Annotated in this window: 23 protein-coding genes and 4 tRNA genes; 19 read left to right on the top strand and 8 right to left on the bottom strand. The window is 37.1% G+C overall.

Going from position 1 to position 23,873, the window contains the following annotated elements:
* Nucleotides 1-35 precede the first annotated feature (35 nt).
* The 10 genes from F935_RS03205 (at nucleotide 36) to F935_RS03250 (ending at nucleotide 10,648) form a co-directional block, all read left to right on the top strand.
* Entirely contained in the window at nucleotides 36-494 is a 459-nt protein-coding gene (locus F935_RS03205; RefSeq protein ID WP_016137582.1) for a SixA phosphatase family protein, read from the top strand.
* Between the two features lie 19 nt (nucleotides 495-513).
* Nucleotides 514-1,653 carry a type II secretion system protein GspL gene (gene gspL / locus F935_RS03210; RefSeq protein WP_016137583.1) on the top strand — a complete coding sequence of 380 codons (1,140 nt, stop codon included), beginning with the start codon at nucleotides 514-516 and terminating at the stop codon, nucleotides 1,651-1,653.
* Complete coding sequence (gene gspM, locus F935_RS03215) at nucleotides 1,653-2,132, top strand: type II secretion system protein GspM (protein WP_016137584.1); 480 nt, start codon at nucleotides 1,653-1,655, stop codon at nucleotides 2,130-2,132. Before gspL ends, gspM begins: the two co-directional genes overlap by 1 nt.
* An 89-nt stretch (nucleotides 2,133-2,221) precedes the next feature.
* Nucleotides 2,222-3,226, top strand: coding sequence for a quinone-dependent dihydroorotate dehydrogenase (locus F935_RS03220; protein WP_016137585.1), 1,005 nt, complete (start codon nucleotides 2,222-2,224; stop codon nucleotides 3,224-3,226).
* Nucleotides 3,227-3,232: 6 nt separating this feature from the next.
* A complete protein-coding gene (locus F935_RS03225) occupies nucleotides 3,233-3,820 on the top strand; it encodes a CvpA family protein (protein WP_016137586.1) in 588 nt (195 codons plus the stop codon).
* A gap of 25 nt (nucleotides 3,821-3,845) precedes the next feature.
* Nucleotides 3,846-5,387, top strand: coding sequence for an amidophosphoribosyltransferase (purF, locus tag F935_RS03230; RefSeq protein ID WP_016137587.1), 1,542 nt, complete (start codon nucleotides 3,846-3,848; stop codon nucleotides 5,385-5,387).
* 78 nt (nucleotides 5,388-5,465) lie between these two features.
* Nucleotides 5,466-7,355, top strand: a complete 1,890-nt coding sequence (locus F935_RS03235) for a M48 family metalloprotease (RefSeq protein ID WP_016137588.1) — start codon at nucleotides 5,466-5,468, stop codon at nucleotides 7,353-7,355.
* A 100-nt stretch (nucleotides 7,356-7,455) separates the two neighbouring features.
* Nucleotides 7,456-8,103, top strand: a complete 648-nt coding sequence (locus tag F935_RS03240; RefSeq protein ID WP_016137589.1) for a hypothetical protein — start codon at nucleotides 7,456-7,458, stop codon at nucleotides 8,101-8,103.
* An 11-nt stretch (nucleotides 8,104-8,114) separates the two neighbouring features.
* A complete protein-coding gene (locus F935_RS03245; protein ID WP_016137590.1) occupies nucleotides 8,115-9,080 on the top strand; it encodes a 2-hydroxyacid dehydrogenase in 966 nt (321 codons plus the stop codon).
* Nucleotides 9,081-9,220: 140 nt separating this feature from the next.
* The gene (locus F935_RS03250) at nucleotides 9,221-10,648 is read left to right on the top strand and encodes a M48 family metalloprotease (protein ID WP_080645522.1); all 1,428 of its coding nucleotides are present in this window, start codon (nucleotides 9,221-9,223) and stop codon (nucleotides 10,646-10,648) included.
* A gap of 90 nt (nucleotides 10,649-10,738) precedes the next feature.
* Here the strand turns inward: F935_RS03250 and F935_RS03255 are convergent, their stop codons facing one another.
* Together F935_RS03255 and rpsU are read right to left on the bottom strand one after the other, a co-directional pair.
* The gene (locus tag F935_RS03255; RefSeq protein ID WP_003650763.1) at nucleotides 10,739-11,185 is read right to left on the bottom strand and encodes a GatB/YqeY domain-containing protein; all 447 of its coding nucleotides are present in this window, start codon (nucleotides 11,183-11,185) and stop codon (nucleotides 10,739-10,741) included.
* A 25-nt stretch (nucleotides 11,186-11,210) separates the two neighbouring features.
* The gene (gene rpsU, locus F935_RS03260; RefSeq protein ID WP_001136722.1) at nucleotides 11,211-11,426 is read right to left on the bottom strand and encodes a 30S ribosomal protein S21; all 216 of its coding nucleotides are present in this window, start codon (nucleotides 11,424-11,426) and stop codon (nucleotides 11,211-11,213) included.
* A 145-nt stretch (nucleotides 11,427-11,571) separates the two neighbouring features.
* Here rpsU and tsaD point away from each other — a divergent pair, with 145 nt between their 5' ends.
* Nucleotides 11,572-12,582, top strand: coding sequence for a tRNA (adenosine(37)-N6)-threonylcarbamoyltransferase complex transferase subunit TsaD (gene tsaD, locus F935_RS03265; RefSeq protein ID WP_016137592.1), 1,011 nt, complete (start codon nucleotides 11,572-11,574; stop codon nucleotides 12,580-12,582).
* A 2-nt stretch (nucleotides 12,583-12,584) separates the two neighbouring features.
* Here tsaD and F935_RS03270 read toward each other — a convergent pair whose 3' ends face one another.
* The gene (locus F935_RS03270; RefSeq protein ID WP_016137593.1) at nucleotides 12,585-13,688 is read right to left on the bottom strand and encodes a DUF6670 family protein; all 1,104 of its coding nucleotides are present in this window, start codon (nucleotides 13,686-13,688) and stop codon (nucleotides 12,585-12,587) included.
* A gap of 108 nt (nucleotides 13,689-13,796) precedes the next feature.
* Nucleotides 13,797-14,678 (bottom strand): ATP-binding protein, encoded by an 882-nt coding sequence (locus F935_RS03275; RefSeq protein WP_016137594.1) that lies wholly within the window; start codon nucleotides 14,676-14,678, stop codon nucleotides 13,797-13,799.
* A 178-nt stretch (nucleotides 14,679-14,856) separates the two neighbouring features.
* Here F935_RS03275 and F935_RS03280 point away from each other — a divergent pair, with 178 nt between their 5' ends.
* The 8 genes from F935_RS03280 (at nucleotide 14,857) to F935_RS03315 (ending at nucleotide 19,147) form a co-directional block, all read left to right on the top strand.
* The gene (locus F935_RS03280; protein ID WP_016137595.1) at nucleotides 14,857-16,365 is read left to right on the top strand and encodes a DUF3336 domain-containing protein; all 1,509 of its coding nucleotides are present in this window, start codon (nucleotides 14,857-14,859) and stop codon (nucleotides 16,363-16,365) included.
* Nucleotides 16,352-17,158 (top strand): protein kinase domain-containing protein, encoded by an 807-nt coding sequence (locus tag F935_RS03285; protein WP_016137596.1) that lies wholly within the window; start codon nucleotides 16,352-16,354, stop codon nucleotides 17,156-17,158. The genes F935_RS03280 and F935_RS03285 overlap by 14 nt, the downstream gene beginning before the upstream one ends.
* A 102-nt stretch (nucleotides 17,159-17,260) precedes the next feature.
* Nucleotides 17,261-17,345, top strand: a tRNA-Leu gene (locus F935_RS03290).
* Nucleotides 17,346-17,398: 53 nt separating this feature from the next.
* Nucleotides 17,399-17,472: transfer RNA gene (locus F935_RS03295), tRNA-Trp, on the top strand.
* 27 nt (nucleotides 17,473-17,499) lie between these two features.
* A tRNA-Leu gene (locus tag F935_RS03300) sits at nucleotides 17,500-17,584 on the top strand.
* A gap of 68 nt (nucleotides 17,585-17,652) precedes the next feature.
* A tRNA-Trp gene (locus F935_RS03305) sits at nucleotides 17,653-17,726 on the top strand.
* Nucleotides 17,727-18,187: 461 nt separating this feature from the next.
* Nucleotides 18,188-18,397 (top strand): cold-shock protein, encoded by a 210-nt coding sequence (locus tag F935_RS03310; protein WP_003650775.1) that lies wholly within the window; start codon nucleotides 18,188-18,190, stop codon nucleotides 18,395-18,397.
* A gap of 279 nt (nucleotides 18,398-18,676) precedes the next feature.
* Nucleotides 18,677-19,147 carry an AnBLUF65 family BLUF photoreceptors gene (locus tag F935_RS03315; RefSeq protein WP_016137597.1) on the top strand — a complete coding sequence of 157 codons (471 nt, stop codon included), beginning with the start codon at nucleotides 18,677-18,679 and terminating at the stop codon, nucleotides 19,145-19,147.
* Here F935_RS03315 and F935_RS18695 read toward each other — a convergent pair.
* The 4 genes from F935_RS18695 to F935_RS03335 all read right to left on the bottom strand — a co-directional run bounded on the left by F935_RS18695 (nucleotide 19,122) and on the right by F935_RS03335 (nucleotide 23,007).
* Nucleotides 19,122-19,463, bottom strand: a complete 342-nt coding sequence (locus tag F935_RS18695) for a hypothetical protein (protein ID WP_016137598.1) — start codon at nucleotides 19,461-19,463, stop codon at nucleotides 19,122-19,124. The genes F935_RS03315 and F935_RS18695 overlap by 26 nt on opposite strands.
* A gap of 565 nt (nucleotides 19,464-20,028) precedes the next feature.
* On the bottom strand, nucleotides 20,029-20,634 hold the full coding sequence (locus F935_RS03325) for a LysE family translocator (RefSeq protein ID WP_016137599.1): 606 nt from the start codon (nucleotides 20,632-20,634) through the stop codon (nucleotides 20,029-20,031).
* Nucleotides 20,635-20,684: 50 nt separating this feature from the next.
* Nucleotides 20,685-21,518: an AraC family transcriptional regulator gene (locus tag F935_RS03330; protein ID WP_016137600.1), complete on the bottom strand. Its 834-nt coding sequence runs from the start codon at nucleotides 21,516-21,518 to the stop codon at nucleotides 20,685-20,687.
* A 127-nt stretch (nucleotides 21,519-21,645) separates the two neighbouring features.
* Nucleotides 21,646-23,007: an MATE family efflux transporter gene (locus F935_RS03335; RefSeq protein ID WP_016137601.1), complete on the bottom strand. Its 1,362-nt coding sequence runs from the start codon at nucleotides 23,005-23,007 to the stop codon at nucleotides 21,646-21,648.
* Nucleotides 23,008-23,873 lie beyond the last annotated feature (866 nt).

The raw sequence follows: 23,873 nt of genomic DNA on the forward strand, positions 1-23,873 counted from the left end.
GGTTATAATGCAAGAATTATTGACAAGGAATATTTATGCAACTGACATTAGTTCGTCATGGGGAAGCCGCTCCACCAGTGAATGGTAATGACACTAAACGTCCACTGACCGCTCGTGGACATGCTCAAGCTGAGCAGACAGCAACATTTTTAAAAGATATTGTTAAGCCTGATATTTTTGTAGTTAGTCCTTTATTACGTGCTCAAGAGACATTGGCGCATATTCAAGCTTATTTTAAAGATGTTCCAGTGCTGTTATGCGATAAAATCAAACCAGATGATAATGCAAAAGAAGCAGTGGAGTGGTTGTCTCAAGTTCCTTATGAGTCAATTGTAGTCGTGTGTCATATGAATGTAGTAGGGTATATTGCTGAACTACTGACACATGAAAACTTTAATCCATTTGCACTTGCCGAAGCTCGAATTTATGATCAGGCTGTTATTGCAACTGGTTTATCAACACAAAAAAATAGTTTTATACCACAATATAATTAAAAAGGTCATTTAGCCCATTATGCTGTATTTATGGATGCCTGAAACCAATGGAATATGGCATTGGTCTAACGGAGAAAATTGGTTGCAGGCAGCAAGTCTTGATCAATTAATACAAGACCTGCAATTACATCAAGGAAAAGAAGCTGTCATCTTTTTCCCTAGTCGCCATGCTCAGGTACTCCAGCAGCACATGGCAAAGTCTCATTACAAGCAACTAGGCGCAGATGGTGTTAAATATTTGCTTGAAGAGTTTGTGACTTTGCCTATTGATCATATGAAAGTCGTTCATCATTTTCATGCTGATCAATTAACCGTATTAGGGGTGGCAAAAACAACAGTAGAAACATGGCAGCATGCAATGGCTTTGCTGCCTATTAAAATCGTTGCGTTATTGCCAGACTTTCTAATTTTACCGGAACCTCAAGAGCAGCAAGTGGTCTTATGTAATATTGACCAGAAATTACTTGTGCGTGAAAGTAAATGGGTGGGTAATTCACTAGATGATCTAGGATTATTTTTAGAGTTCCAGCCAGTTGAAACACACTATCAATATAGTGGTTTGATAACAGAGCAGCTAGAAAGCTTGATTGCAGCTTCAAGTGCCGAGCAGCGTTCAGAATTTATTTATCAATTTCAGGGTTTAGATAAACCTAAACAGCATCCTTTTAATGTTCTACCTAAAGCTAAAGGCCAAGAGCAAGCTGTTTCGGGGTATTGGAAAGCGTGTGCTGCTGTGGTTTTAGCAATTATAGTGGTTCAGTTTAGCTATGATTTATTGCGCTGGGTAAAGTTAAAAAGTGTGGCTAATCAAACCTCTGAGCAGACGATTGAGCAATATAAATATTGGTTTGGTTCCTCTAGTCGTGTAAATGAGCAAAACATAAAAAGCCAATTTGAAAGTCATTTACGCATGAGCAAGCAAGGTGATACACAAGCACTTTCTTTATTGAGCCGTGTTGGTCCTATTTTAATGCAAAGACAAATTTTAGCTCAGCAGTTAAATTATGATGCTTCAACACTAACTATGGCATTAAAAGCAAAGTCGGCAGACGATTTGCAAGCTTTAACTCAGCAACTTAACCAGCAGGGTTTTAAAGCGGAGCTCGGTAATGTTCAAGCCGATGGTGGTGGGGCAATTGGGGTGGTGAAAATACAATAATGAAAATGATAACTCAATTGCAAAACCGCTTTGATCAGTGGGTTGAACAAATCGTTCAATATTTAGATCGTTTAACTCTGCGTGAACGTATTATGGTGGTCTTTACTACAATCTTTGTAGTCGTGGCTATTGTTGGAGCTTCACTCTGGAAAATGCATTCTTTGGCAGAGCAGCAACAACAACGCTTAAATGATTTAAAAGATTTGATGGTATGGATGCAGAGTAATGCCGTTACCATGAAGCCAGCGAATGAACTCGAATTAGGCCAATCGGAAAAAATACAACGAGTAGCTCAGCAACAAGGTTTAACGGTCACTTCTCAACAAAATGGTGAGCAGTTACAAATTATTGTTACTCATCAGAATTATGCAATTTTAGCTAACTTTTTAACCCAACTTGCACAAATGGGCTTAAGTATTCAAAAGATGGAAATGGTTTCAAGTGATGGACAGATTAAATTAACAGCGACGGTTCAATAACATATTAAAATATGGTGTTCTTAAGCATGGTGTTTTGTGCTACCTGTGCCTATAATATGCCTACCTAAAATCAGTAGACTGTGATTGGTATGTTATATTCACTTGCTCGCCCGATGTTGTTTAGTTTAGCACCAGAGCGTGCCCATGAATTAACATTATCTATGCTTGATAAAGCACATAAGTTCGGCTTGCTACGCCAGAGCGTAGAATCAAAACCAACAACCTGTATGGGAATTGAATTTCCAAATCCGGTAGGTTTAGCGGCTGGACTTGATAAGAATGGCGCACATATTGATTCTTTAGCTGGACTGGGTTTCGGTTTTATTGAAATTGGAACAATTACACCTCGTCCTCAGTCGGGTAATCCACAACCACGATTGTTCCGTATTCCTGAAGCGAAAGCCATTATTAACCGTATGGGGTTTAATAATGATGGTGTTGATAAGCTTGTTGAGAATGTCAAAGCTTCAAAATTTAAAGGAATTCTAGGTATCAATATTGGTAAGAATGCAGATACGCCTGTAGAAAAGGCTGTTGATGATTACCTGATTTGCCTTGAGAAAGTTTATAACTACGCTTCTTATATTACCGTTAATATCTCATCTCCAAATACCAAGAACTTAAGAAGTTTACAAAGTGGTGATGCATTAACTGAATTATTGCAAACATTAAAAGAAAGACAACTTGAGCTTGCCGAGCAATATAACCATTATGTTCCTTTAGTTTTAAAAGTTGCACCTGATTTAACAGCAGAAGATGTTGAATTTATTGCAGCACAATTATTGCAATTTAAAATTGATGGTTTAATCGTTACCAATACGACTTTATCTAGAGAAGGTGTAGAAAATCTTCCTTCTGGTAATGAGTCGGGCGGCTTGTCAGGTGCGCCTGTTTTTGAAAAAAGTACAGAATGCTTACGTTTATTTGCCCAAACGTTAAAAGGACAAATCCCGTTAATTGGCGTGGGTGGGATTTTGTCGGGTGAACAAGCAGCAGTCAAACAGCAAGCTGGAGCAACACTAGTACAGATCTATAGTGGATTGATTTACACCGGTCCTATATTAGTAAAGCAATGTGTTGCAGCCATGACTTAAGTGAATATGAACACAATTGATATCATTATTCTGATACTTTTGCTCATTGGGGGGCTAAACGGTTTGCGACAAGGATTTATCAAAGCCTTTGCGAACTTGGTAGGATGGATCATTGCATTAATTATGGGTGCAAAATATGCTGTCCTCCTTGCGCCGTCCATGTCGGGTTTAAGTCATGATCCGGTTGTTCAAAAAATTGCAGCTTTCGCATTTATAGCACTTTTGATCATTGTTTTAACATGGATCGTCACTGCATTTTTAAATGGCCTCTTGAAAAGTCTGAAATTGGGGCCATTAAATCGTTTAGCAGGTGGTGCTTTTGGTTCCTTAAAAGGCTTGTTGGTTGTGTTGATTACAATGCAGGGCGTAGGGCCTTGGGTTGAAAGTTCACCAAACTGGAAACAGTCCATACTTATACAATTTTTACTGCCTTATGCCCCTTTAGCGACTGAGTTGTCTAAAGATGCAGCGAGTGAGGCATTTCATCAAATAACATCTGGAGGTAGTGCATCAAGCACTCCTTCAAAAACAATGGACGAATCGGAAGATTTAGAAAACCGATCCGACCATTCGACAAAGAATCCTTTTTATTAATTCCTAGCTTGTCTGCGAGGTTGCTATGTGTGGAGTTGTTGGTATAGCCGGTAAATCGCCAGTGAACCAAATGTTGTTTGATGCTTTAACGATGTTGCAACATCGTGGGCAAGATGCAGCTGGAATAGTAACCTGCCATGAAGGCCGTCTTTTCCTTCGTAAGGATAACGGTATGGTGCGTGATGTTTTTCATACTCGTCATATGAGAGCATTACTTGGTAATTATGGTATTGGCCATGTACGTTACCCAACTGCTGGTTCTGCTAGCAGTGCTGAAGCACAACCATTTTATGTGAACTCACCTTACGGTATTACGCTTGCGCATAATGGTAATTTAACCAATGCCGAAGATATTCATGATGACCTGTTTAAAACAGATTTACGTCATATGAATACTGATTCTGACTCAGAAGTTCTTTTGAACGTATTCGCGCATGAGTTGCAGAAGAACGGTACTTTAAACCCTACACCAGATGATATTTTCCACACAGTTACTCGTGTACACGAGCGCTGTCTAGGTGCATATGGCGTAGTGGCGATGATTACTGGTCATGGTTTAGTTGGTTTCCGCGATCCAAATGGTATTCGCCCACTAATCTATGGTTCACGTATGACTGAACAAGGCGAGATGGAATACATCATCGCTTCTGAATCAGTTGCTATTACAGCTCTTGGTTTCAAAATTGAGCGTGACATTGAACCAGGTGAAGCAATTTTTATCACTGCTGATGGTGAATTATATTCAAGACAATGTGCAGCTAATCCAAAATACCGTCCATGTATTTTTGAATATGTTTATTTTGCGCGTCCTGATGCCATTATTGACGGAATTTCAGTTTATAAAGCCCGTTTAAAAATGGGTGAAAAGCTTGCTCATAAAATCTTACGTGATTGGGGTGAGGACCATGATATTGATGTGGTTATTCCAATTCCAGATACGAGCCGTACTTCAGCATTAGAACTTGCAAATATTCTAGGTGTGAAGTTCCGTGAAGGTTTTATGAAAAACCGTTACATCGGTCGTACCTTCATTATGCCAGGTCAGCAACAGCGAAAAAAATCAGTACGCCAGAAATTAAACCCTGTTGAACTAGAGTTTAAGGGTAAGAATGTTTTACTGGTTGATGACTCAATTGTTCGTGGTACAACCTGTAACGAAATCATCCAGATGGCACGTGATTCTGGTGCGAAAAAAGTATACTTTGCATCAGCTGCACCTCAGGTTATGTATCCAAACGTTTACGGTATTGATATGCCTGCTAAAACTGAGCTAATTGCTTCAGAGCGCAGTGTAGAAGAGATCCAAGAAATTATTGGTGCTGACCGTTTGGTTTTCCAAGACTTGGAAGACTTGAAAAATGCAGTACGTACTAGCAAAGTACCTGATCTAACTGAGTTTGATTGCTCTGTATTTGATGGGATCTATGTCACAGGCGATATTGATGGTGCTTATCTAAATAATTTGGAGCAGAAGCGTAATGATTCTGCGAAAAAGAAAAAAGATGGTTACATTGATGTCAATGTTGACGCAGCTTCTGTCGATTTAACTGGCATTAAAGAAGAATAGAAATAGCTGAAAAAAGCGGGTGTTTCCCGCTTTTTTCTTTTATGATGAAAACTAACAATGTAATTGGGAATATTTACATTGAAAGAAGTAAGCCACTATCTAATCGAAAATAAGAATATGGCATGGTCCATCACTATGTGTTTGGTTGCTGTGCTGCTTACCATTTTTATCTTAAATTTAATTTTAGGTTTACTCGTCCATTTTTTTGATTATAGTCAGCCCATTTGGTGGCACACTTTAAGTCCGTATTTTGTAGCACTATTACTTTTTATTATGGTTTGGTCAGTAGTTACTGAACTTTATATCTTGCGTAAAGGTGGACATTCTTTAGCAAAACAACTTAAAGCACGTCGTTTAGTAAAAGAAGAAAGTACACCAGAAGAGCTTGAAGCATTAAAAATTACTGAATATTTGGCGCAAAATTTTTCACTTAAAGTTCCAACCTTATATGTTTTACCTGATGAAGTCGGTGTAAATGCACTTACAGCAGGTTTTCACCCTAAAGATATTGTGATTATTTTGACGTGGGGAGCTCTGCAAAATCTAGATAAACTTGAACTATATGGTTTGTTGGGCCATGAGTTTAATCAGATTTTATCGGGTGAGGCTGTTGAGAATACTAAATTAAAGATTTTATATAGTGGATTAACAACGTTTAGCCAGTGGGGCAGTAAATTAGCAAAACAGGGTTTTAAGCGCTATAGCCCTGGTTATAAACATAAATTTGAAACCGTGTTTGTTGCGGTGGGTGGTGTTATTTGGCTGGCTGGAAGCCTAGGCGTACTGATTACTCGATTTATTAAATATTTAACCTTAAGTGGTCGTACATTTCGTAATGACCAAAAAACGGTACGATTATTAAAAAATAGTGCCAATACTCAGACTTTATTACGTATTTATGTTCACCATTCTGGTTCACAAATTCATAGTGCTTATTCTGAGTCAATCGCGCATATGTGTTTTGCGAACTCACTTAGTCCGCAAAGCTGGATGAATATTCACCCAAGTATTCGTGTACGGATTTATGAGTTAAATCCGACTTTGCTACAAGATTTACAATTAGAAAATTTAAAAAAACTCCGTAATCGCCCGTTATTTAGTTTATTTCATTTTTTAGAGGAATCTGAAAAAGAAATTTATGTTCCGTGGTCATCTCCACAACCTTTGCCTTTACTGCGGTTGTCACCAATTAGTTTTGCATTAAATGATGCCATTAAGCCTCTTAGTAGTGATGTACGTCGAAATAAAAAGCGTCCTGAACTCATTCAGCGTGCACTTCAAACTGCTACGGGTTCACGTGAGGTAATGGTCGCTATTTTGATGATTCGCCAATATCGAGAATTTATTCCTAAAGATGCGCCAGTGAGTCATGCGATTATTGATGCCTTATTAAATCTTGATGGACGTATTCATATTCAGATATTTCATGATGCCTGTAAAAACATTGGACATATGCCAGCAAGCATTGCGCGGCAATTTCTAACAAAACTAGCGCTCATTATTCAAGAAGATGGCGAAATTGGTTTGTTAGATGCACTTTTGTTGGAGCGGGTTAAATATGAATTAAATTTGATGCCGTTACATTTGCCAACAGCACTTGAAGAAGTGAAACCTCAAATTGTTCGTTTGATTGATGCTTTACTTCATGTTCAGCAAATTAATAGTCCAAATCAGTTAGAAGTGCGTGAGCGTATTTTACGTTCGCTGCTCAATCCAGATGAAATGTATGTCTATGATGAGATTTCAGATGAGCCGTTGGATTTGGCCGAAATTTTAAATGATATTGCGGGATTATTATTGCGTGACCGTCTTAGTATTCTGGCGATTGCAGAAATGTGCTTATGGAGCGATCGCATTATCACGCAAGACGAACTAGATGTACTTGAATTGCTTTATTGGCGTTTTGGCTTTGAGACAGAAGAAATTGTTGAGCAAATGCAAAAAAGAAATAGTGTTATGATTATTTAAAAGACATCTACGATTATAAAAACAACTGAACGAAATAAAACACTGAAAAAAAAACTGAAGCCCGTTAGAATGTAGCTTGAGTAAAGGTATTGATTCACACATGATTGGGCAGCAAAGAAATATATTGGCAACTTTAGGAATAGATTTGTGGATTCCTAAGACACAGGCATGCCAAAAAAATAATGCTCAAAGTCTTTGGCGAGATCATGTGGTTGAAGAACCTGAACCGATTATATTGCCTTCTGTAGAGCCTATAGTTGTTGAGCAGCCCACAAAGCCACAAATTAAGGATATTCCAAAAGTTGAACCTGAAATTGTGGCGCCAGTGTCAATGCCGGTTCAACCTGTTATAGAACCTCGCAATGAAGTGCAAGCACCTGTCATTAAGATTGCTTCATTTGAGTTGCAGGCTTTTTCTCTTGAAAAATGTGTTATTTTTTTAGATGTTACCAATTTAAATGAAGAAGAAAAACAGCTCTGGATTAACATACAAAAAGCAAAAATAGGGCAGTATGCTGAATTAAAGTGGCCTTTTCCTTTAGCTACTTATCAAGATCAGCGGGGTGCTGGTTCATATATACAAGGCTTCTTAGATGCTGTCGCAGCAGAGAAGAAGATATTGTGTCTTGGTGACTGTTCTTATATTCAACACGCTAATATTATTCATTTGGCAAGTTTAAAAGAAATGCTGGAGAAACCACTCCTTAAAAAAAGGTTATGGAAATTAATGCAAGATAACAACGAGTAGTAGGGATTTACATGAAAAAAGTTGTAGTTTTTAGTCAAATTGATGAAGAAATTTTGTCTCGATTACAACAGGATTATCATGTTGTAGTTCTTAACCCTAAATTGGGTGATATTAATGAACAAATACGACAGCACGTTGTAGATGCTGACGGGATGATTGGTGCAGGACGGTTACTTAATGAGAATAACCTTGCGCCAGCTCAAAAACTAAAAATTATTTCATCTGTAACGGTGGGCTATGACAATTATGATCTGGCTTATTTAAATCAAAGAAAAATCTGGTTATCAAATACCCCTCATGTTTTAACAGAAACAACAGCTGATCTTGCTTTTACATTATTACTAAGCGCTGCTAGAAAAGTTCCTTTTCTTGATCATTGGACCAAACAAGGTGAATGGAAAAGAACGGTGGGACCTCAGCAATTTGGTTTAGATGTTTTTGGAAAGACATTGGGAATTATTGGACTTGGCAATATTGGAGCTGCAATTGCACGTCGTGGTTTCTATGGATTTAACATGAATATTGTTTACCATAATCGTCGTGAAAAGCCTGAATTAGCTGAACCATTAAATGCACAATATCTTGGTTTGGATCAATTACTACAGCAGTCTGATTTTGTGGTCACCGCAGTTGATTTAAATAATGAATCGAAAGCCTTAATGGGTAAAGCTCAGTTTGAGCTTATGCAAAAACATGCTATTTTTATTAATATTGCGCGTGGTTCAGTCGTTGATGAGCAAGCTTTAATTGAAGCTTTAAAGCAAAATCAGATCTTTGCTGCTGGCTTAGATGTGTATGAAAAAGAACCTTTACAAGATTCAGAACTTTTTAAATTACCCAACGTAGTCACGTTACCTCATGTGGGTTCAGCTACTGCTGAAACCCGTAAAAAAATGGTGAATCTTGCCTATAAAAATTTGGTTGAAGCTTTAGAAGACAAAACACCTAGATATCTGGTAAACCAAAATTTTATATAAGTGATGAATAACACTTCATTGCAAAACTAGTCGATTTCGAGTGATATAGTAAAAGTCTATTGATTGAAAATCTTTTTTAGGGTTTACATCAGTAGACTTTTTTATGGTTTGATTTTAATAGAGAAAAACTTTTGAGATTTTTGCCAGTTATTTTAAGTGCGGCTTTTATAGCAAATGCTTCGTATGCACAGTCTTTCGACCCTCAGCCATCTGCGAGTCAAGTGGAAATTCCGAATATTGGAAGTGGAATAGGCTTGCTTGATCAACAAAAAGAAAAATTTATTGGCGAAAAAGTTTTCCGTGAAGTTCATAAACAAATGCCAGTTATCCAAGATATCTGGCTCGAAGACCAATTTTTTCAAGTATTTTCAAGTATTTTGAGTGAGACTCAACTGGGTCAACCTATTGGTCTAGTTGTTATTAAAGACCCACAAATTAATGCATTTGCTGTTCCGGGTGGTCTATTTGCCCTCAATACAGGACTTATCGCTTCAGCTCGTAATATTGATGAAATTGCTGGTGTTATGGCCCATGAAGTTGCACACGTATCACAAAGACATTTTAGCCGTTCAGAGGAAGCCTTTAAGGGGCAAACTTTATTAAGTTTAGCTGGGCTTTTGGCAGGCGTGGCCATAGCGGCACAGGGTGGTGGAGATGCAGGAGCGGCAGTGATGTTGGGGACGCAGGCTGCCCTAATGGATAGCCAGTTAACATATAGTCGAAATCAGGAACGTGAAGCAGACCGTATTGGCATGCAATATATGTATGCAGCGGGTTATAACCCTCAAAGTATGGCAGATTATTTTGAAACAATGCATCGCGCGACTAGTCGGGTAAGTTTTTTACCAGATTTCTGGCTGACCCATCCGCTAACGACTGAACGCATGAGTGAAGCTCGACTTCGTGCGAACCAAATGCCTAAAGTTAAAAATCGTATATATGATGTCGATTTTGAAATTTTAAAATGGTACACAATGGTAGTTTCAAATCAGGCTACTGAAAACCAGCTACAGAGTTTAGCTTCACAAAAAAATATTGCTGGTCTTATTGCTTTAGCAGCTTTTTATGTAAAACAAGGTGATTATGTGCAGGCGCAGTCCACTTTAGATCAAGTGAAATCTAGTGGAAAACCTCTCGTTACACTCTTGCAGACTGATATTTATCTGGGGCAAAACAAGTTGGATCAAGCCTATACTTCAATTGCTTCAACACAAATGACTATGCCTGAAAATAGAGCTTTTAGTTATAAGTTGGCTGAAGTGCTATTGCGTCAAGGAAAATTTGCACAAGTTCAAACTCTCGTTCAGCGATTTATTAATAAAAACCCAAGAGATATACAAGGTTGGCAATTTTTACAGCAAGCTGCTAATTTGGACAAGGCGGGATCGTTAAGGGCAATCAACGTTTTACGCTATAGAGCGGAAGCTGAATATTGGTCGGGGAGTGAAGAAAATGCAATTAAATCGATGTTGCATGCTCAACGATTAGCAAAAGACAATCAAGCAATGTCGGCTAGAATAGACAGCAGATTAAAGCAAATGCAAGATGAGCGAAGAATGAAAATTTGAAAATAGGTCTTTCAAAATTTTCAGATATACAAATATTCGCAAACTAAAAGGAATTTTGGTTTGAAGGAATATAAAATTTAAGAGAAGAAATTAAGCTAATTTAGCTTTAATTTTTGCTGAAACTATAGAAGGATCGGCACGCCCGGCTATGATCGGACGTAGAGAATTCATCACCTTACCCATATCTTTCATGCTAGTTGCTTCTTGAGCAGAAATCGTTTGCTCAATGAGAGAATCAAGCTCTTCCTCAGTCATAGCTTCTGGTAGAAACTGGGATAAAATCTCAGCTTCGGCTTGTTCTTTACTAGCTAAATCATCACGACCAGCACCTTCAAAGGCTTTGATCGATTCTTTACGTTGTTTAATTTGCTTTTCAATGACCGCAAGAACCTGAGCGTCGCCAAGCTCTATGCGTTCATCGACTTCGATTTGCTTAATTGCTGCTTGTAGACTACGCAAAACCGTCACTGTTGCCATATCTTTGGCACGCATAGAAGTTTTTAATGCATCAGTAATTTGGTTTTTTAAAGTAGTCATAATTCAGCAGTCAATCACAAATTAATTAGTAAAGGCGAGTAGTACGTACAGATTCGCGAGCCAATTTCTTTTGGTAGCGTTTAACTGCAGCAGCTTTTTTGCGCTTACGTTCTTGAGTTGGTTTTTCATAGAATTCGCGTTTACGGACGTCAGCTAAAACACCAGCTTTTTCGCATGAACGTTTGAAGCGACGGATAGCTACGTCAACTGGTTCGCCTTCTTTCAACTTAACTTGTGGCATGTAAAATCCTCTAGATTATGGATAAGATCAAGCACACTATTGTGCCGGATCACAAGTGAAGGTCAGTATTTTACTCATTTACAACTCATATCACAAGTCTATAATAGCGATTGCAATATTTTGACTCATATAAAAGGCAGTTTTGATGATTGTTTTAGGCTTGGAAACTTCTTGTGATGAAACAGGGTTGGCACTTTATGATAGCGAACTCGGCTTGCGGGGACAGGTTCTTTATAGCCAGATTAAACTTCATGCCGAATATGGTGGAGTAGTACCTGAACTAGCTTCTCGTGACCATGTTCGTAAATTAATTCCTTTAATGAATCAATTGCTTGAGCAAAGTGGTGTAACAAAACAAGAGATTGATGCGATTGCTTATACGCGTGGTCCAGGCTTAATGGGAGCCTTAATGACGGGGGCTTTATTTGGAAGAACATTAGCTTTTTCTTTAAATAAACCTGCAATTGGCGTTCATCATATGGAGGGGCACATGTTGGCACCTCTGCTCTCAAGTCAGCCACCAGAATTTCCATTTGTTGCTTTATTAGTTTCAGGTGGGCATACACAATTAATGGCAGCCCACGGTATTGGTCAATATGAGCTTTTAGGTGAATCTATTGATGATGCAGCTGGAGAAGCTTTTGATAAAGTTGCAAAAATGATGAGTTTGCCATACCCAGGCGGTCCTAATATTGCGAAATTGGCTTTGAGTGGTAATCCGTCAGCATTTGAATTTCCACGACCAATGCTTCACCAAGGTCTAGATTTTTCTTTTAGTGGTTTAAAAACAGCAGTTTCTGTTCAATTGAAAAAATTGAATGGTGAAAATCGAGACGCAGATATTGCAGCTTCATTCCAAGAAGCAATTGTAGATACCTTGGTAAAAAAATCAGTAAAAGCTTTAAAGCAAACTGGACTTAAGCGTCTAGTTATTGCGGGTGGAGTCAGCGCAAATTTACGATTACGTGAACAGTTGGAAACTTCATTAGCTAAAATTAAAGCACAAGTTTACTACGCTGAGCCTGCTCTCTGTACTGATAATGGGGCAATGATTGCTTTTGCAGGTTATCAGCGCTTAAAAGCAGGACAACATGATGGTTTGGCTGTAACCACAACACCACGTTGGCCAATGACTGAGTTGTCTATTCCTGAGTAAAACTATTCATCTTCAAAGGCCTGTTGGCTCTCGATATCAATGTATTCGATATACCCACGGCCTTGAACTTCATTACCGAAATAATTACCGGTAAATATATAACTACTTGCATAACCTCGCCCATGACCGTAGCGGAGTGGGCAGTCAATTTCTGCCTGAATATTTAAAATAATTTGTTTAGCTTCATTTCGAGCAATCCACGAAAAGAATTTAGGAAGTCGCATCTTTTGCCCAGTCGGTGAGATGTAATCATCTACTTGATGGGAAATAACATCAAAACTGACATCTGTATAAATTTCTGCGGGTCGATCAAGATATCTAATATGTAAAGTATAAGCAGCAGTCTTTCCTGCAATATCTGCTTTGGTAAGAAGAAGTTGAGTGGTCTCATTTAAATTGATAATTTGATAAGTAAAAAAATCAAGCGGCAGTTTATAAGCATTAGGAATAAGTTTATTTGCGATGGAGTGAGCTCCAACTGCTCGAGCATATTCGTAAGTGCAAAGTCCCTCACTTTCAATGTGCTCTGCTTGATAGCTTAAGAAGCCTTTAAACTTTGCCAATAAACTAAAATGATCATAAATCGGTGTTTTTATAAACCAAGAAACATGCGAGGTGACATCAATATCAAAGTCGAAATCAAGTCCCTCATAATGTCCATTAATATGAATTTCTGGGAATTTTCCTTGAATTGAAATTTCTTGGCCTAATTCGATTAAGCTTCCATCTTTATTAATTTTTGTATCTTCAGGAATGATATAAGCCTTAAGCAAAGCTTTCTCTACTGCGGCGGTACTTGAAAAGAAAGTAGCTGTTTTTCGAGGATTTCCATGAATTATGTCATCATGATCAAATGCAAGAGCACCGGGTGTGCCTAATAAAATCATAATATTTAAATAGCGATGCGGCTCAGGCAAAAGTGGAAAAAAGATGCCGTAATGTGTCCAGCTATAATATTTTTCATCAACTCGGGGTTGAATAATATGAGGCTGAGAAAAAGGAAGCGTTGAGTATTTTTCTGCTTTATCTATAACACTTTGCGCGAGCAATAAGCTTTGACCTAAAACTTTGCTGCCTATAGAAATTTTGGGCAATTTTTTTTTCATATATAAACCTAAATCAGGATAGGACTATCTTTGTTTTAGGTTATGAAAAACAACTGTCAAAACTAAGCGGTTTTCAGGCCAAAGCTAAGGCTTTGCGGGACATTTTATTTAATTGTTAGACAGCTCTTTTAAGCCATTTAAACCAATCCAGTGCTTAGAAAACTGATAAGCAGCACGTCCTGAACGTTGACCACGCATTTGACACCAACGTAAACTTTCAGCACGAACTTCGTCATTAAAGGCCATGTTTGCTTTATGAATATAATGCTCTACGATTTCTAAATATAAACTCTGGTCCATTGGATAAAAAGATTGCCATAAACCAAAACGATCAGACAAAGAGATCTTTTCTTCAATCGCTTCTTGTGGGTGTAATTCAGTATATTGTGGAACGTCGACTCTAGTTACAGGTGTATTCTCATGCATGAATTCTGGCAATAAATGGCGACGGTTACTGGTTGCATAAATAATAAAATTACTTGAACCAGACTGTAAGGAACCATCCAATACACTTTTTAAACTACGGTAATTTTCATCTTCAGCATTAAAAGCTAAGTCATCACAATACACGATGTATTTTTCAGGTCGGTTTTGAATAAGTTTCTGAACTTTAGGTAAATCTGCCAAATCATCACGCTCAATTTCAATTAAACGTAATCCTTGAGGAGCATACTCAGTCAATAAAGCACGAACAATTGACGACTTTCCTGTACCACGTGAGCCAGTTAAAAGCACATCATTTGCGGGTAGGCCATTTAAAAATTGCAAAGTATTTTGAATGATTTTTTCTTTTTGGCGTTCAATGCCTTTTAAGTCATCCAGATAAATATTTTTTGGTGCATAGATGGCTTTAAGTTGCTGATTTTCCCATCTAAAAGCAGGTGCATTAAAATCTGTCTCTTGTTTAGCTTCAGGTAAGACCTGCTGTAACTGATTTAATACGAGTGATAATGTTTGAACTAAATTATCTGGTAAATCAATGGTAGCCATGGTAAGTCAATCATGTTAAACAGTAATTTACTAGGATACTAACACCGAAATTAACAGACTGACAAAAAAGTTGTTGTCTCTACAGTTTATCGGTTTTGCAATTGATTGAAGTCTTCAGACCGCGCATAGTGTTGCGGTGTCTATTCAGTAAAATCATCTGTGAAGATGAGGACGAAATATGTTTGAAAAAATACGCAGTGATATGAATCCGCATCAGGCCTACCGTATCAAAAAATTACAACGTCAATTAGACATGGCTGAATCTTATGAAGAATGGAAGTCTTTTGCATTACAACTAGATGAAGAAACAGGTGTTCAAGAGTGGAAATTTGACAATAGTTCGCCTTACTTCGATGCAGAGCTTATTTCTTATAGATACACTTTACTGAAAAGATATCGTCAGCAACATCGAACGCTCGATCTTATCTATTTACTCAAGGAAGGTCTAACCTACGATATTGCAAACATTGGTCACCCTATGTTGTTTGCTGCAACACATGTGGGAACAAAAAAGTTAATTGAAGATTATATTGAAGAAGTTAGTCAAAGCTTGGCTTTTATTGCTTCAAGTGAATGTATTACTTTCCAAAGAAAAGAAAAAATTGAGTTTTTTGAAAATTGTGAAAAAGCATATGGGCAACCAGCTCTTATGTTCTCTGGCGGAGCAACTTTAGGCCTTTTTCACACTGGGGTCTGTAAAGCTTTAATTGAACAAGATTTAATGCCTAAAGTGCTCTCTGGTTCAAGTGCAGGGGCAATTATGACAGGCATGCTCGGAACTTCTGCCAGTGAAGATGTTCAAAATCTATTAAATGGAGAGCAATTTTTTAGCGATGCTTTTCATTTTCGAAAACTTCGTGAACTCATTAAAGGAAATGGTGGCATTGCCGATGTGCACTATTTGAAAAAGTTCCTTGTTGAAAATCTAGGTGATCTTACGTTTGAAGAGGCTTTTAAAAAATCAGGTTTAAACATTAATGTTGCGGTTGCGCCGTACGATGCAACAGAAAACCCGCGAATCATGAATGCCATTATGACGCCTAATGTTTTAGTGTGGAGTGCTGTGTTGGCGTCATGTGCTGTACCTGTGTTATTTCCACCCGTACGTTTAACCAGCAAACGTTATGACGGTGAACACACGCCTTATATGGCAAATACAAAATGGGTGGATGGCAGTGTAAGAAATGATTTTCCGCAAGAAAGAATGGCGCGGCTTTATAACTTGAATTACACGATTGCCAGTCAGGTGAACCCACATATTGTTCCATTTATGCAAAATGATGCAGACCGCTTTCGTAAAGACGTTTTAAGCTGGCCTGAACGGATTTTAAGACGCCAAGGTAAAGTGCTATCGATGGGACTTATGGACTTTACACGGCAAAGACTTGGTTCTATTTCTCCGATTAGAAGGTTACTCGATCATGGTTATGGTGTAATGGGGCAGCGTTATTATGGTGATGTGAATATCATTGCTAAATATGGCTTGAGTCACTATACCTATACTTTACAAAACCCGCGCCCACATTTGTTCAAACGTTTGCAACGAGAAGGGGAACGGGCGACTTGGCCAAAAATTTCTTCGATTGAGACTCATGCTCGTATTGGCAAGACGATTCAGCATTGTTTAGAAGTTTTACGTTTTGAAGAAAAGCAACAACAGCCTGAGTCTTACTATGCTGAAGCATGATTTTGCTTCGCATATACAAAACTTAAAAAGTGTGACAAAACCTGCGAGTGCCGCTTTAGGGCGGTATCTATGGACATGCAGCATTAATAACAAAGACTATTGGTTAAAATATCATTTATCTGAAACAGATGTCCAAAGTGAGCAGGATTTCATTCAAGAACAATTGTTTTACGAAGAAATTAATCAGAAGAGACCTGCGTGGCTTTTACCCCATAACTTAATCGAAGTTGATGCCATTCCTCAGATAAACCATTCTTTAGGTAAGGTTTTAATTTTACCTGATACTGATTTGTGGTTTGGTTCGTTGCCTCATGAAACTGATTTGACTGATGTATATCATACGATTTGGTTCGCGTTAGATAAGCTCACAGAACTCCATAGATTCGGTTGGATTCATGGGGATATTAAGACAGAGCATTTTCGAAAGTCTGAGCAAAATCCTTATTTGATTGATTTTGAGAAAGCCCGACTTATATCAAGCTCCGACTTAAGAATGGATGCTACACCACGCTATATGGCTCCAGAGCTGTTTAGAGGCGTGTCTAAGGGTATACAAAGCGATTTATACGCTTTTGGTATAGTTCTATATGAATGGTTAACTCAAACTCGCTTAGAAGCAGGGAGTTACTACGAGTGGGCAGTATTGCATTGCCAAAACTTAACCATTCGATTGCCCAAACAATTTATGATTTTTCATCCATTGCTTTCGGGTTTATTGCAAAAACAACAAAAAAATAGGTTTGCAAACGTGTTTGAAGCGATGAATTGTTTAAAAGCACATTCAAACTTATAAAAATCATTGATCTAGTATCTGTATACAATTTACACGGTCAGTTTTTTTTAGAAAAAAAACACTTGTCACTATTAGATCTTATCGCTAATATACACAGCCATCGGGGGCGTGGCGAAATTGGTAGACGCACTGGATTTAGGTTCCAGCGCCGCAAGGTGTAAGAGTTCGAGTCTCTTCGCCCCCACCACTTTAAGTTAAACTTAAAGTTTAATGTAGATGTTAAGTCATCTATGTTTTGGAAGAGGATTGGTGTAATGGTAGCATGACGGTCTCCAAAACCGTTCGTCAAGGTTCGAGTCCTTGATCCTCTGCCACATTTATTTTAAATAAATGTCCCAGATGGGGGCGTGGCGAAATTGGTAGACGCACTGGATTTAGGTTCCAGCGCCGCAAGGTGTAAGAGTTCGAGTCTCTTCGCCCCCACCATTAAAAGAAGCAAGACGATGTTCTTGCTTTTTTTATGATTAAATTATTAGTTGTTTAATCATAAATATAGAGGATTGGTGTAATGGTAGCATGACGGTCTCCAAAACCGTTCGTCAAGGTTCGAGTCCTTGATCCTCTGCCAATGATTTAAAAATGAAGCTCCTCTTTTAGGAGTTTTTTTATTGCCTGAATTTTTTAAAACTCAAATTATTTCGTCTCTTTGTTTATATTTTATTCTCCCATTTAATAAGTTATAACTAACTTATGCTTCTGCTCACCGATATTTTATCTAATCAGATGTAAGTTGTTGGTTAAGTAGGGAATATACTAAGTTTTTAGTTGCCTTATTAAGTTATTGTTTTTTGGTTTTTTATTATAATTTATAAAAATTTTTTCATAAAAAGCTTGAATAGAAATTTATTTCATGTATCATGCTCTTAACTAGAAAAAAGTCTTGTTAGTAAATCTTCTTTAAAGTATCGTAGTTTTAGTCATAATCCTTCGTTTTTTAAGATCTTAACTCAATTTGTTATTCTTTTTTCAAAGTTATGTTAGTGTCATTATTAAATGATGCTAAAATATTAGAAATCAGTAGGATATATCATGTCTAATACAGTAAGCGGTACAGTAAAATGGTTTAACGAAACTAAAGGTTTCGGTTTCATTCAACAAGACAACGGTCCAGATGTGTTTGCTCACTTCAAAGAGATCTCTGGTTCAGGTTTCAAAACTTTGCACGAAGGTCAACGTGTAACGTTTACTGTTACTCAAGGTCAAAAAGGACCAAATGCTGTAAATATTATTCCACAATAATATTTCAGTAAGAAAAAAAGCACTATTTAGTGCTTTTTTTTATTTTAGTCTTTAAAGAAATTCTATTTTCTTTTAAGCAATATAAAAGCCCTTATAAGAGGGCTTTTTGTTTTTATATCTAATGGTTTGTAAGTCTAACAAGTTTTCGAAATCACTCATCAGTTGTTTGTTTAAAGCATAGATTTAATGTAGGTGTGAAATATAAATTATCAGGAATAGATATGTGTTAGATTGAAAAATCTTTAGATGATGAAATTTTTATATTTCACGGAATTGTTAATGAACGTTCGACTGTGTTATGCCAGCCAACGAAATGAAAAAAATGAAGATTTATTGCAAGATTTACGTGATATCCTGACAGAAGCTAGAAATTTCAACGATTTGAATCAAATTTGTGGTGTGCTCTATTATGCTGATAATGCTTTCTTTCAATGCTTAGAAGGTGAACAAGAGTTAGTAGAGCGATTATTTGAAAAAATTAAAAATGATCAAAGGCACTATAATGTTAAATGGCTATGTACATATTCCATCGAGAATAACTCTTTTCAGCGTTGGTCAATGAAATATGTACAGCGTAATACGAATATTGAATCTTTCTTTTTAAGTATGGGAGAAACTAGTTTTAATCCCATTTGTCTTGATGAGCAAAATTTAAAAATTTTCTTAAATGAATTATTACGTGCTGAGCAAAGTAAAATTAATACAGTTAAGAAAGTCGGTATGGTTAAGCGTGGGGTGAACCCTTTTTAGCTATCACATCAATATGGATGGTCTTGAGTTTAGGAATCATTCTAGTCATCACCAGATAGACAATGACTGAACTTGCGAGCATCCATATCACTTCTAAACTTTGGCTAATCACAAACATTGCCCAGTAAAAAAAACTAAATAAGGCGAGACACAGGCCGCTACCTTTGAAATACCAAGTAATGAATATTCCAAAAAGTGCTGAAGAGAGCAGAAGGTTAGTCGTCTCATTCATTCCAAGGTAGTTAAAGAAAATAATCAGTAAGCATAAAGCTAACATTGATAGTAAATATACAAATATATTTTTTGCAATAAACATTTTCTATATCCTATCTGATGATTAAAAAAAGATCTTTCCTCTGTTTCCAAAGGAAAGATAGTACATATTAATTTTTTGAGATTCTTTTTCTATTATTAAGAATTTTTATATTAATAAAGATAACGTTACCGTTTCTCCAGATCTCTTCATTAATATTCAGCTTTCTATTTAATAGTAAAGAGTGCCTATGTACTGAAATTAATTATAGGAAAAACAATTGGTTATGTTGTAAGTTTTGGCTTACATAGTTGTGAGAAATTGCCTACAAATGTATAAAAAATAGACGAAATTTACAAAATAAGATTCAGTAAAAAATTATATTTAACAATGATTTATTTCGCTTCATTGTTAAGGTGAACTTTACATAAATAACAAAAAGTAACATGTGTTATGTGGCAGTATGTTTCTAAAAATAAAATTATTAGGTTATTAAATGAATATTCAATAAAAGTTATTTTATAAAATTATAAAAATAAGTAATTCTTAATATAAAACATTAATAATTAAAAGTTATATAAATTAAGTTTTGTACGAGAAAGCAGATGTCCTTATCCAGTTTCGATGATTAAAACGTAGATAGGATGGGCAACCATACAGAGATGAGTAGTGTTAGCGCCATTATTTTATTAAAAATGTTCATATGCTTTGGTTTTGAAAATAATCGGTTGCTTAACCTGCCAGCTAAGGCCCAGATGTAAAGACAGGGAATTGCGATAATTAAAAAAAAGAAGGATAAAATTGAGACATTTAGCCAGATATCTTGCCCTTGCTTTGTGTAAACACTAATCACTGCAAAAGCCATCATCCATGTTTTAGGATTAACTGCCTGCATAAAAAATCCGGCAAGGAAACCAATTTTCTCTTTTTCATTGTCTTGTCCGGAAGGAATAACAGGATTGTAGTTATATAATTTCCAAGCCAATGAGGTGAGCCAGATTAAACCAATCAATGTCATTATTTTTTGAATAATTGGGTAAGCCAGAAGAGTTGAACCCAGTCCAATGCCAACGATGAGTACAAGTAGGGCAGCCCCGATGCAAGAACCTAAAATGACAGGAAACGTTTTAGAAATTTTATAACGGCTGCTTAAACTCAAAATTATAAAATTGGTTGGACCAGGAGTAATTGAGGCGACAATAGCAAATAATGAAAATGCAGTGAGGTTTTCCATCTTGTTGACTTAAGTTAATAGGGGCATACAAGATGAAATAATTAAGATTTTTAATCTTGAAGATTTGTGCAGATTTTTCTATAGGCTGCGGGTGTTAAACCATAGCAACGTTTGAACCAGCGGCTTAAATGACTTTGGTCTGCAAAACATAAATCTGAAGCAACTTGTGCGGGAGCAATGCTTTTGGCGAGTAAATCACGTGCTCGCGTAAGTCTGAGTTGAATAAGATATTGATGCGGGGCTAAATGAAATGTTGCTTTAAAAATGCGATGAATATGGTAGCGGTCTAGGCCTATCATGCGAGCGATGTCTTCAAGTCCAATATCCTCAAATAGATGATCATGCAAAATATCTCGAATTTGATATGCGATTCGAGGCGTATGAGCAAAAGATGATTGGTGAGCTTTTTTTAACCATTTCCCTTGTGCAATATACTGAATAAGTAGATCTAGACTATTATCTTTCACAATATTCATTTCTTTATAGTGTAAATGTTGAAATGCTTGAGAAGTGATAATAGCGAGCTGCTCATCTGACTTTAGTGGTGCATCAATTACTAACTCGTATTGGTCAGGACTATTATGAAATAAACCTTGGATGCGTTGTTTTAACCAGTCTGGATGTAGGTACAGCATTTGATAGGTAAAGCCATCAGATGCAGGAGCATATCCATCATGAATTTCTTCGGGTTCAAGCATGAAGACTTGCCCAGCATGACTATTGATTTGTTTTTTTCGACAGTGAAATTGCTGAATGCCGGATTCTGTTACACCAATTAAATAACTTGAATGCAAGTGTGGGTCATAGGCATGGCCAGTAAAATGGGCACGGATGGTTTCAATACCTGTGTTGGTATCTTTTGAAATATCCACCCAATTACCCATAATAATTCAACCAGAAATTTTTAAGTTTAGCCCTTAGCACGGTACAAAAGAGCTAAGCACAGTTCTAGAAGATTTGTGCAAAATCTTTAAGAAGATCGAATAATCCTTTTTTAAACTGAATGCGACTTCATCTATGTATAAAATTTGCCAAGCAAGATACTAAACCAAATATCAAAGCACTGACTCCAATGATTTGAAAGAAGGTTGATAAACTTGCATTAAAATATAAGACAGAGATACTTCCAATAACAGCAGCAATGATCATTCTGATCGTACCTGCTAAGAGAGGGCCTAATAATCGTTTTGAACCTTGGCCTGCAAAATAAAGTGCCATACCAATACCTATCGCGCCATAAAAAGGCGCAACATGCTGCAAGTAATTTGTTCCAGTTTGAAGAACAGATGGATCATGACTAAAAAATCCAAGCCAAATGGAAGGAAAAATACTAAAGAAAAGCCCTATTGAACCAGTAATAAGAAACGTAATGAAAACCCCGATCCATGTTATACGGCGTGCTCTTTGAAATTGTCCAGCTCCATAATTAATACCAACCATGGTCATAATTGCTGAACCGATACCGAACATAAGTGGAACTTGTATGTAGTCTAATCGGGATGCAATACCGTACCCAGCGATTGCATCAGATCCAAATTGACCAACTAGGGTAGTTATGAGGACAACAGTTAAATTGAGTTGAATTATTCCGATAGCGGATAGTGAACCAATACCAAGAATATCTTTGAAGAACTGAAAATTAATGGGCTTGATCGATAATTTGATAATGCTATGCGTTGTTCGCATGTGTTTAATTAAGCATATGATGGCAAAAATATAATAACTTAATACAGCGAGTCCAGCTCCGGCCACGCCAAATGAAGGAATGAATCCCCAGCCAAAAATGAAAATAGGGGATAGAGGCAAAAGTAGTACGCCACCTAGAAGTGTTATGCGAGCTGGGGTTTTTGTATCACCTGCACCGCGTAAAGCTGCTGAGAGTAAGGCTACAGCCCATATGAGAGGTGAACCAATAAAAATAATATTGGAATATTTGAGAGCGGCATTCAAAGCTAAGTCCGTAACCCCCATTAAGTGGTAGATCATGGGGGCCGCGGTGAGCATAACAATACTAAAAACTCCTCCCAAAAGACCAGCAAGAATGACACCATGCCAGACAAGGGATTGGACATCTTCTGATTGACCTGCTCCAGAAGCCCGAGCAATTGCTGAGGCTAAACCTCCACCAAACCCACCATTTGCTAGCATTTGCATGAGCATAAGAATTGGGAATACAACGGCTACTCCCGCCATTACCTCAGTTCCCAAAGAACTTACAAAATATGTCTCTAGTAATCCAATTAATGTTTGTACGAGTAGAACAGCTATGGTCGGTAACGCCAGTTTCAGCATTACTTGGGTTATTGGGCCGTTTAAGATGGCATGATTTAAATCGTGTGTACTTAAAGACTGGCGTACTGATTGTTCTCGCATAACAGATTCTCGTTTTATGAATTACTTGCCTACAATTGCAATAGGGTTGTCTTAAAATTTTTGAGGTTGCCAGCCGCCACCTAGTGATTTGTAAACTGCTACAATGGCAAGGGCCGAATCAGTTTGTGCTTGAAGTTTTCTATCTGAAAATTGCAAAGCATTAGCTAATATTGGTAAGACAACGAGAGTTTTAGAGGGCATATTTGGGCAGTGTTTTGAACAATTACTGGTTGTGACTATATTAATATTTAGTCACTAAATGTCAATAAGAGATAGGCTACGTTAAACTGTCATTTTCAAAAACAGCTAAATAAAAAAATATGAATCGGGAAAAGAGTAGTTATCTTCTCCCGACGGAATGAGCTGAGGGGCGTGAGGTGCGAGATCAAATCCTGAGTGCTGCTACAGAGTAGTTCAGCGGCTAGGGTGGTGAGAAAAATACAGTTTCTAATTTTGCAAAATCTATAACTTTTCCTAAGCTGGTGTTTGTAATATTTATAATTTAATCAGTATTTTATTTTGTAGTTAGACATTTATTGAAAAATAAAAAACTATGATACGAAATGATGTGATTTTTTGATTTTAAAAGAAAGAACTACGTTTCTGAAGTAGTCAAAGTGGTTTGCCTAGTGATCAAATCTTATTTATATCCATTGTTTTTACAATAGAGAATTAATCATCAACACTAATGTACTAAGATTACCTTCTGATCTTATATTAAGAAGTTTATCGCCTTAAGGGGTTTGTGACTTATTATTAATTTGGTTATTTATTAAAAATTTTACAAGGCTGTGGTTTTAATATGCTTTAGCCCTTATTTTATTTACTGCAATATATTTAATTCCATTATTTTCGTTAAGTTGCGC

Source organism: Acinetobacter calcoaceticus ANC 3811, from assembly GCF_000399665.1.
In the GTDB taxonomy this organism is placed as follows: domain Bacteria; phylum Pseudomonadota; class Gammaproteobacteria; order Pseudomonadales; family Moraxellaceae; genus Acinetobacter; species Acinetobacter calcoaceticus_B.

What these genes read in the sequence shown, in the direction of transcription:
- F935_RS03220 (WP_016137585.1), top strand. Translation starts at nt 2,222, where the DNA reads ATGTTATATTCACTTGCTCGCCCGATGTTGTTTAGTTTAGCACCAGAG.
- F935_RS03270 (WP_016137593.1), bottom strand. Translation starts at nt 13,688, where the DNA reads ATGAAAAAAAAATTGCCCAAAATTTCTATAGGCAGCAAAGTTTTAGGT.
- F935_RS03325 (WP_016137599.1), bottom strand. Translation starts at nt 20,634, where the DNA reads ATGGAAAACCTCACTGCATTTTCATTATTTGCTATTGTCGCCTCAATT.
- F935_RS03285 (WP_016137596.1), top strand. Translation starts at nt 16,352, where the DNA reads ATGCTGAAGCATGATTTTGCTTCGCATATACAAAACTTAAAAAGTGTG.
- F935_RS03330 (WP_016137600.1), bottom strand. Translation starts at nt 21,518, where the DNA reads ATGGGTAATTGGGTGGATATTTCAAAAGATACCAACACAGGTATTGAA.
- F935_RS03310 (WP_003650775.1), top strand. Translation starts at nt 18,188, where the DNA reads ATGTCTAATACAGTAAGCGGTACAGTAAAATGGTTTAACGAAACTAAA.
- gspM (WP_016137584.1), top strand. Translation starts at nt 1,653, where the DNA reads ATGAAAATGATAACTCAATTGCAAAACCGCTTTGATCAGTGGGTTGAA.
- F935_RS03280 (WP_016137595.1), top strand. Translation starts at nt 14,857, where the DNA reads ATGTTTGAAAAAATACGCAGTGATATGAATCCGCATCAGGCCTACCGT.
- F935_RS03245 (WP_016137590.1), top strand. Translation starts at nt 8,115, where the DNA reads ATGAAAAAAGTTGTAGTTTTTAGTCAAATTGATGAAGAAATTTTGTCT.
- F935_RS03225 (WP_016137586.1), top strand. Translation starts at nt 3,233, where the DNA reads ATGAACACAATTGATATCATTATTCTGATACTTTTGCTCATTGGGGGG.
- F935_RS03315 (WP_016137597.1), top strand. Translation starts at nt 18,677, where the DNA reads ATGAACGTTCGACTGTGTTATGCCAGCCAACGAAATGAAAAAAATGAA.
- F935_RS03240 (WP_016137589.1), top strand. Translation starts at nt 7,456, where the DNA reads ATGATTGGGCAGCAAAGAAATATATTGGCAACTTTAGGAATAGATTTG.
- F935_RS03205 (WP_016137582.1), top strand. Translation starts at nt 36, where the DNA reads ATGCAACTGACATTAGTTCGTCATGGGGAAGCCGCTCCACCAGTGAAT.
- purF (WP_016137587.1), top strand. Translation starts at nt 3,846, where the DNA reads ATGTGTGGAGTTGTTGGTATAGCCGGTAAATCGCCAGTGAACCAAATG.
- F935_RS03275 (WP_016137594.1), bottom strand. Translation starts at nt 14,678, where the DNA reads ATGGCTACCATTGATTTACCAGATAATTTAGTTCAAACATTATCACTC.
- F935_RS03255 (WP_003650763.1), bottom strand. Translation starts at nt 11,185, where the DNA reads ATGACTACTTTAAAAAACCAAATTACTGATGCATTAAAAACTTCTATG.
- tsaD (WP_016137592.1), top strand. Translation starts at nt 11,572, where the DNA reads ATGATTGTTTTAGGCTTGGAAACTTCTTGTGATGAAACAGGGTTGGCA.
- F935_RS18695 (WP_016137598.1), bottom strand. Translation starts at nt 19,463, where the DNA reads ATGTTTATTGCAAAAAATATATTTGTATATTTACTATCAATGTTAGCT.
- rpsU (WP_001136722.1), bottom strand. Translation starts at nt 11,426, where the DNA reads ATGCCACAAGTTAAGTTGAAAGAAGGCGAACCAGTTGACGTAGCTATC.
- F935_RS03335 (WP_016137601.1), bottom strand. Translation starts at nt 23,007, where the DNA reads ATGCGAGAACAATCAGTACGCCAGTCTTTAAGTACACACGATTTAAAT.
- gspL (WP_016137583.1), top strand. Translation starts at nt 514, where the DNA reads ATGCTGTATTTATGGATGCCTGAAACCAATGGAATATGGCATTGGTCT.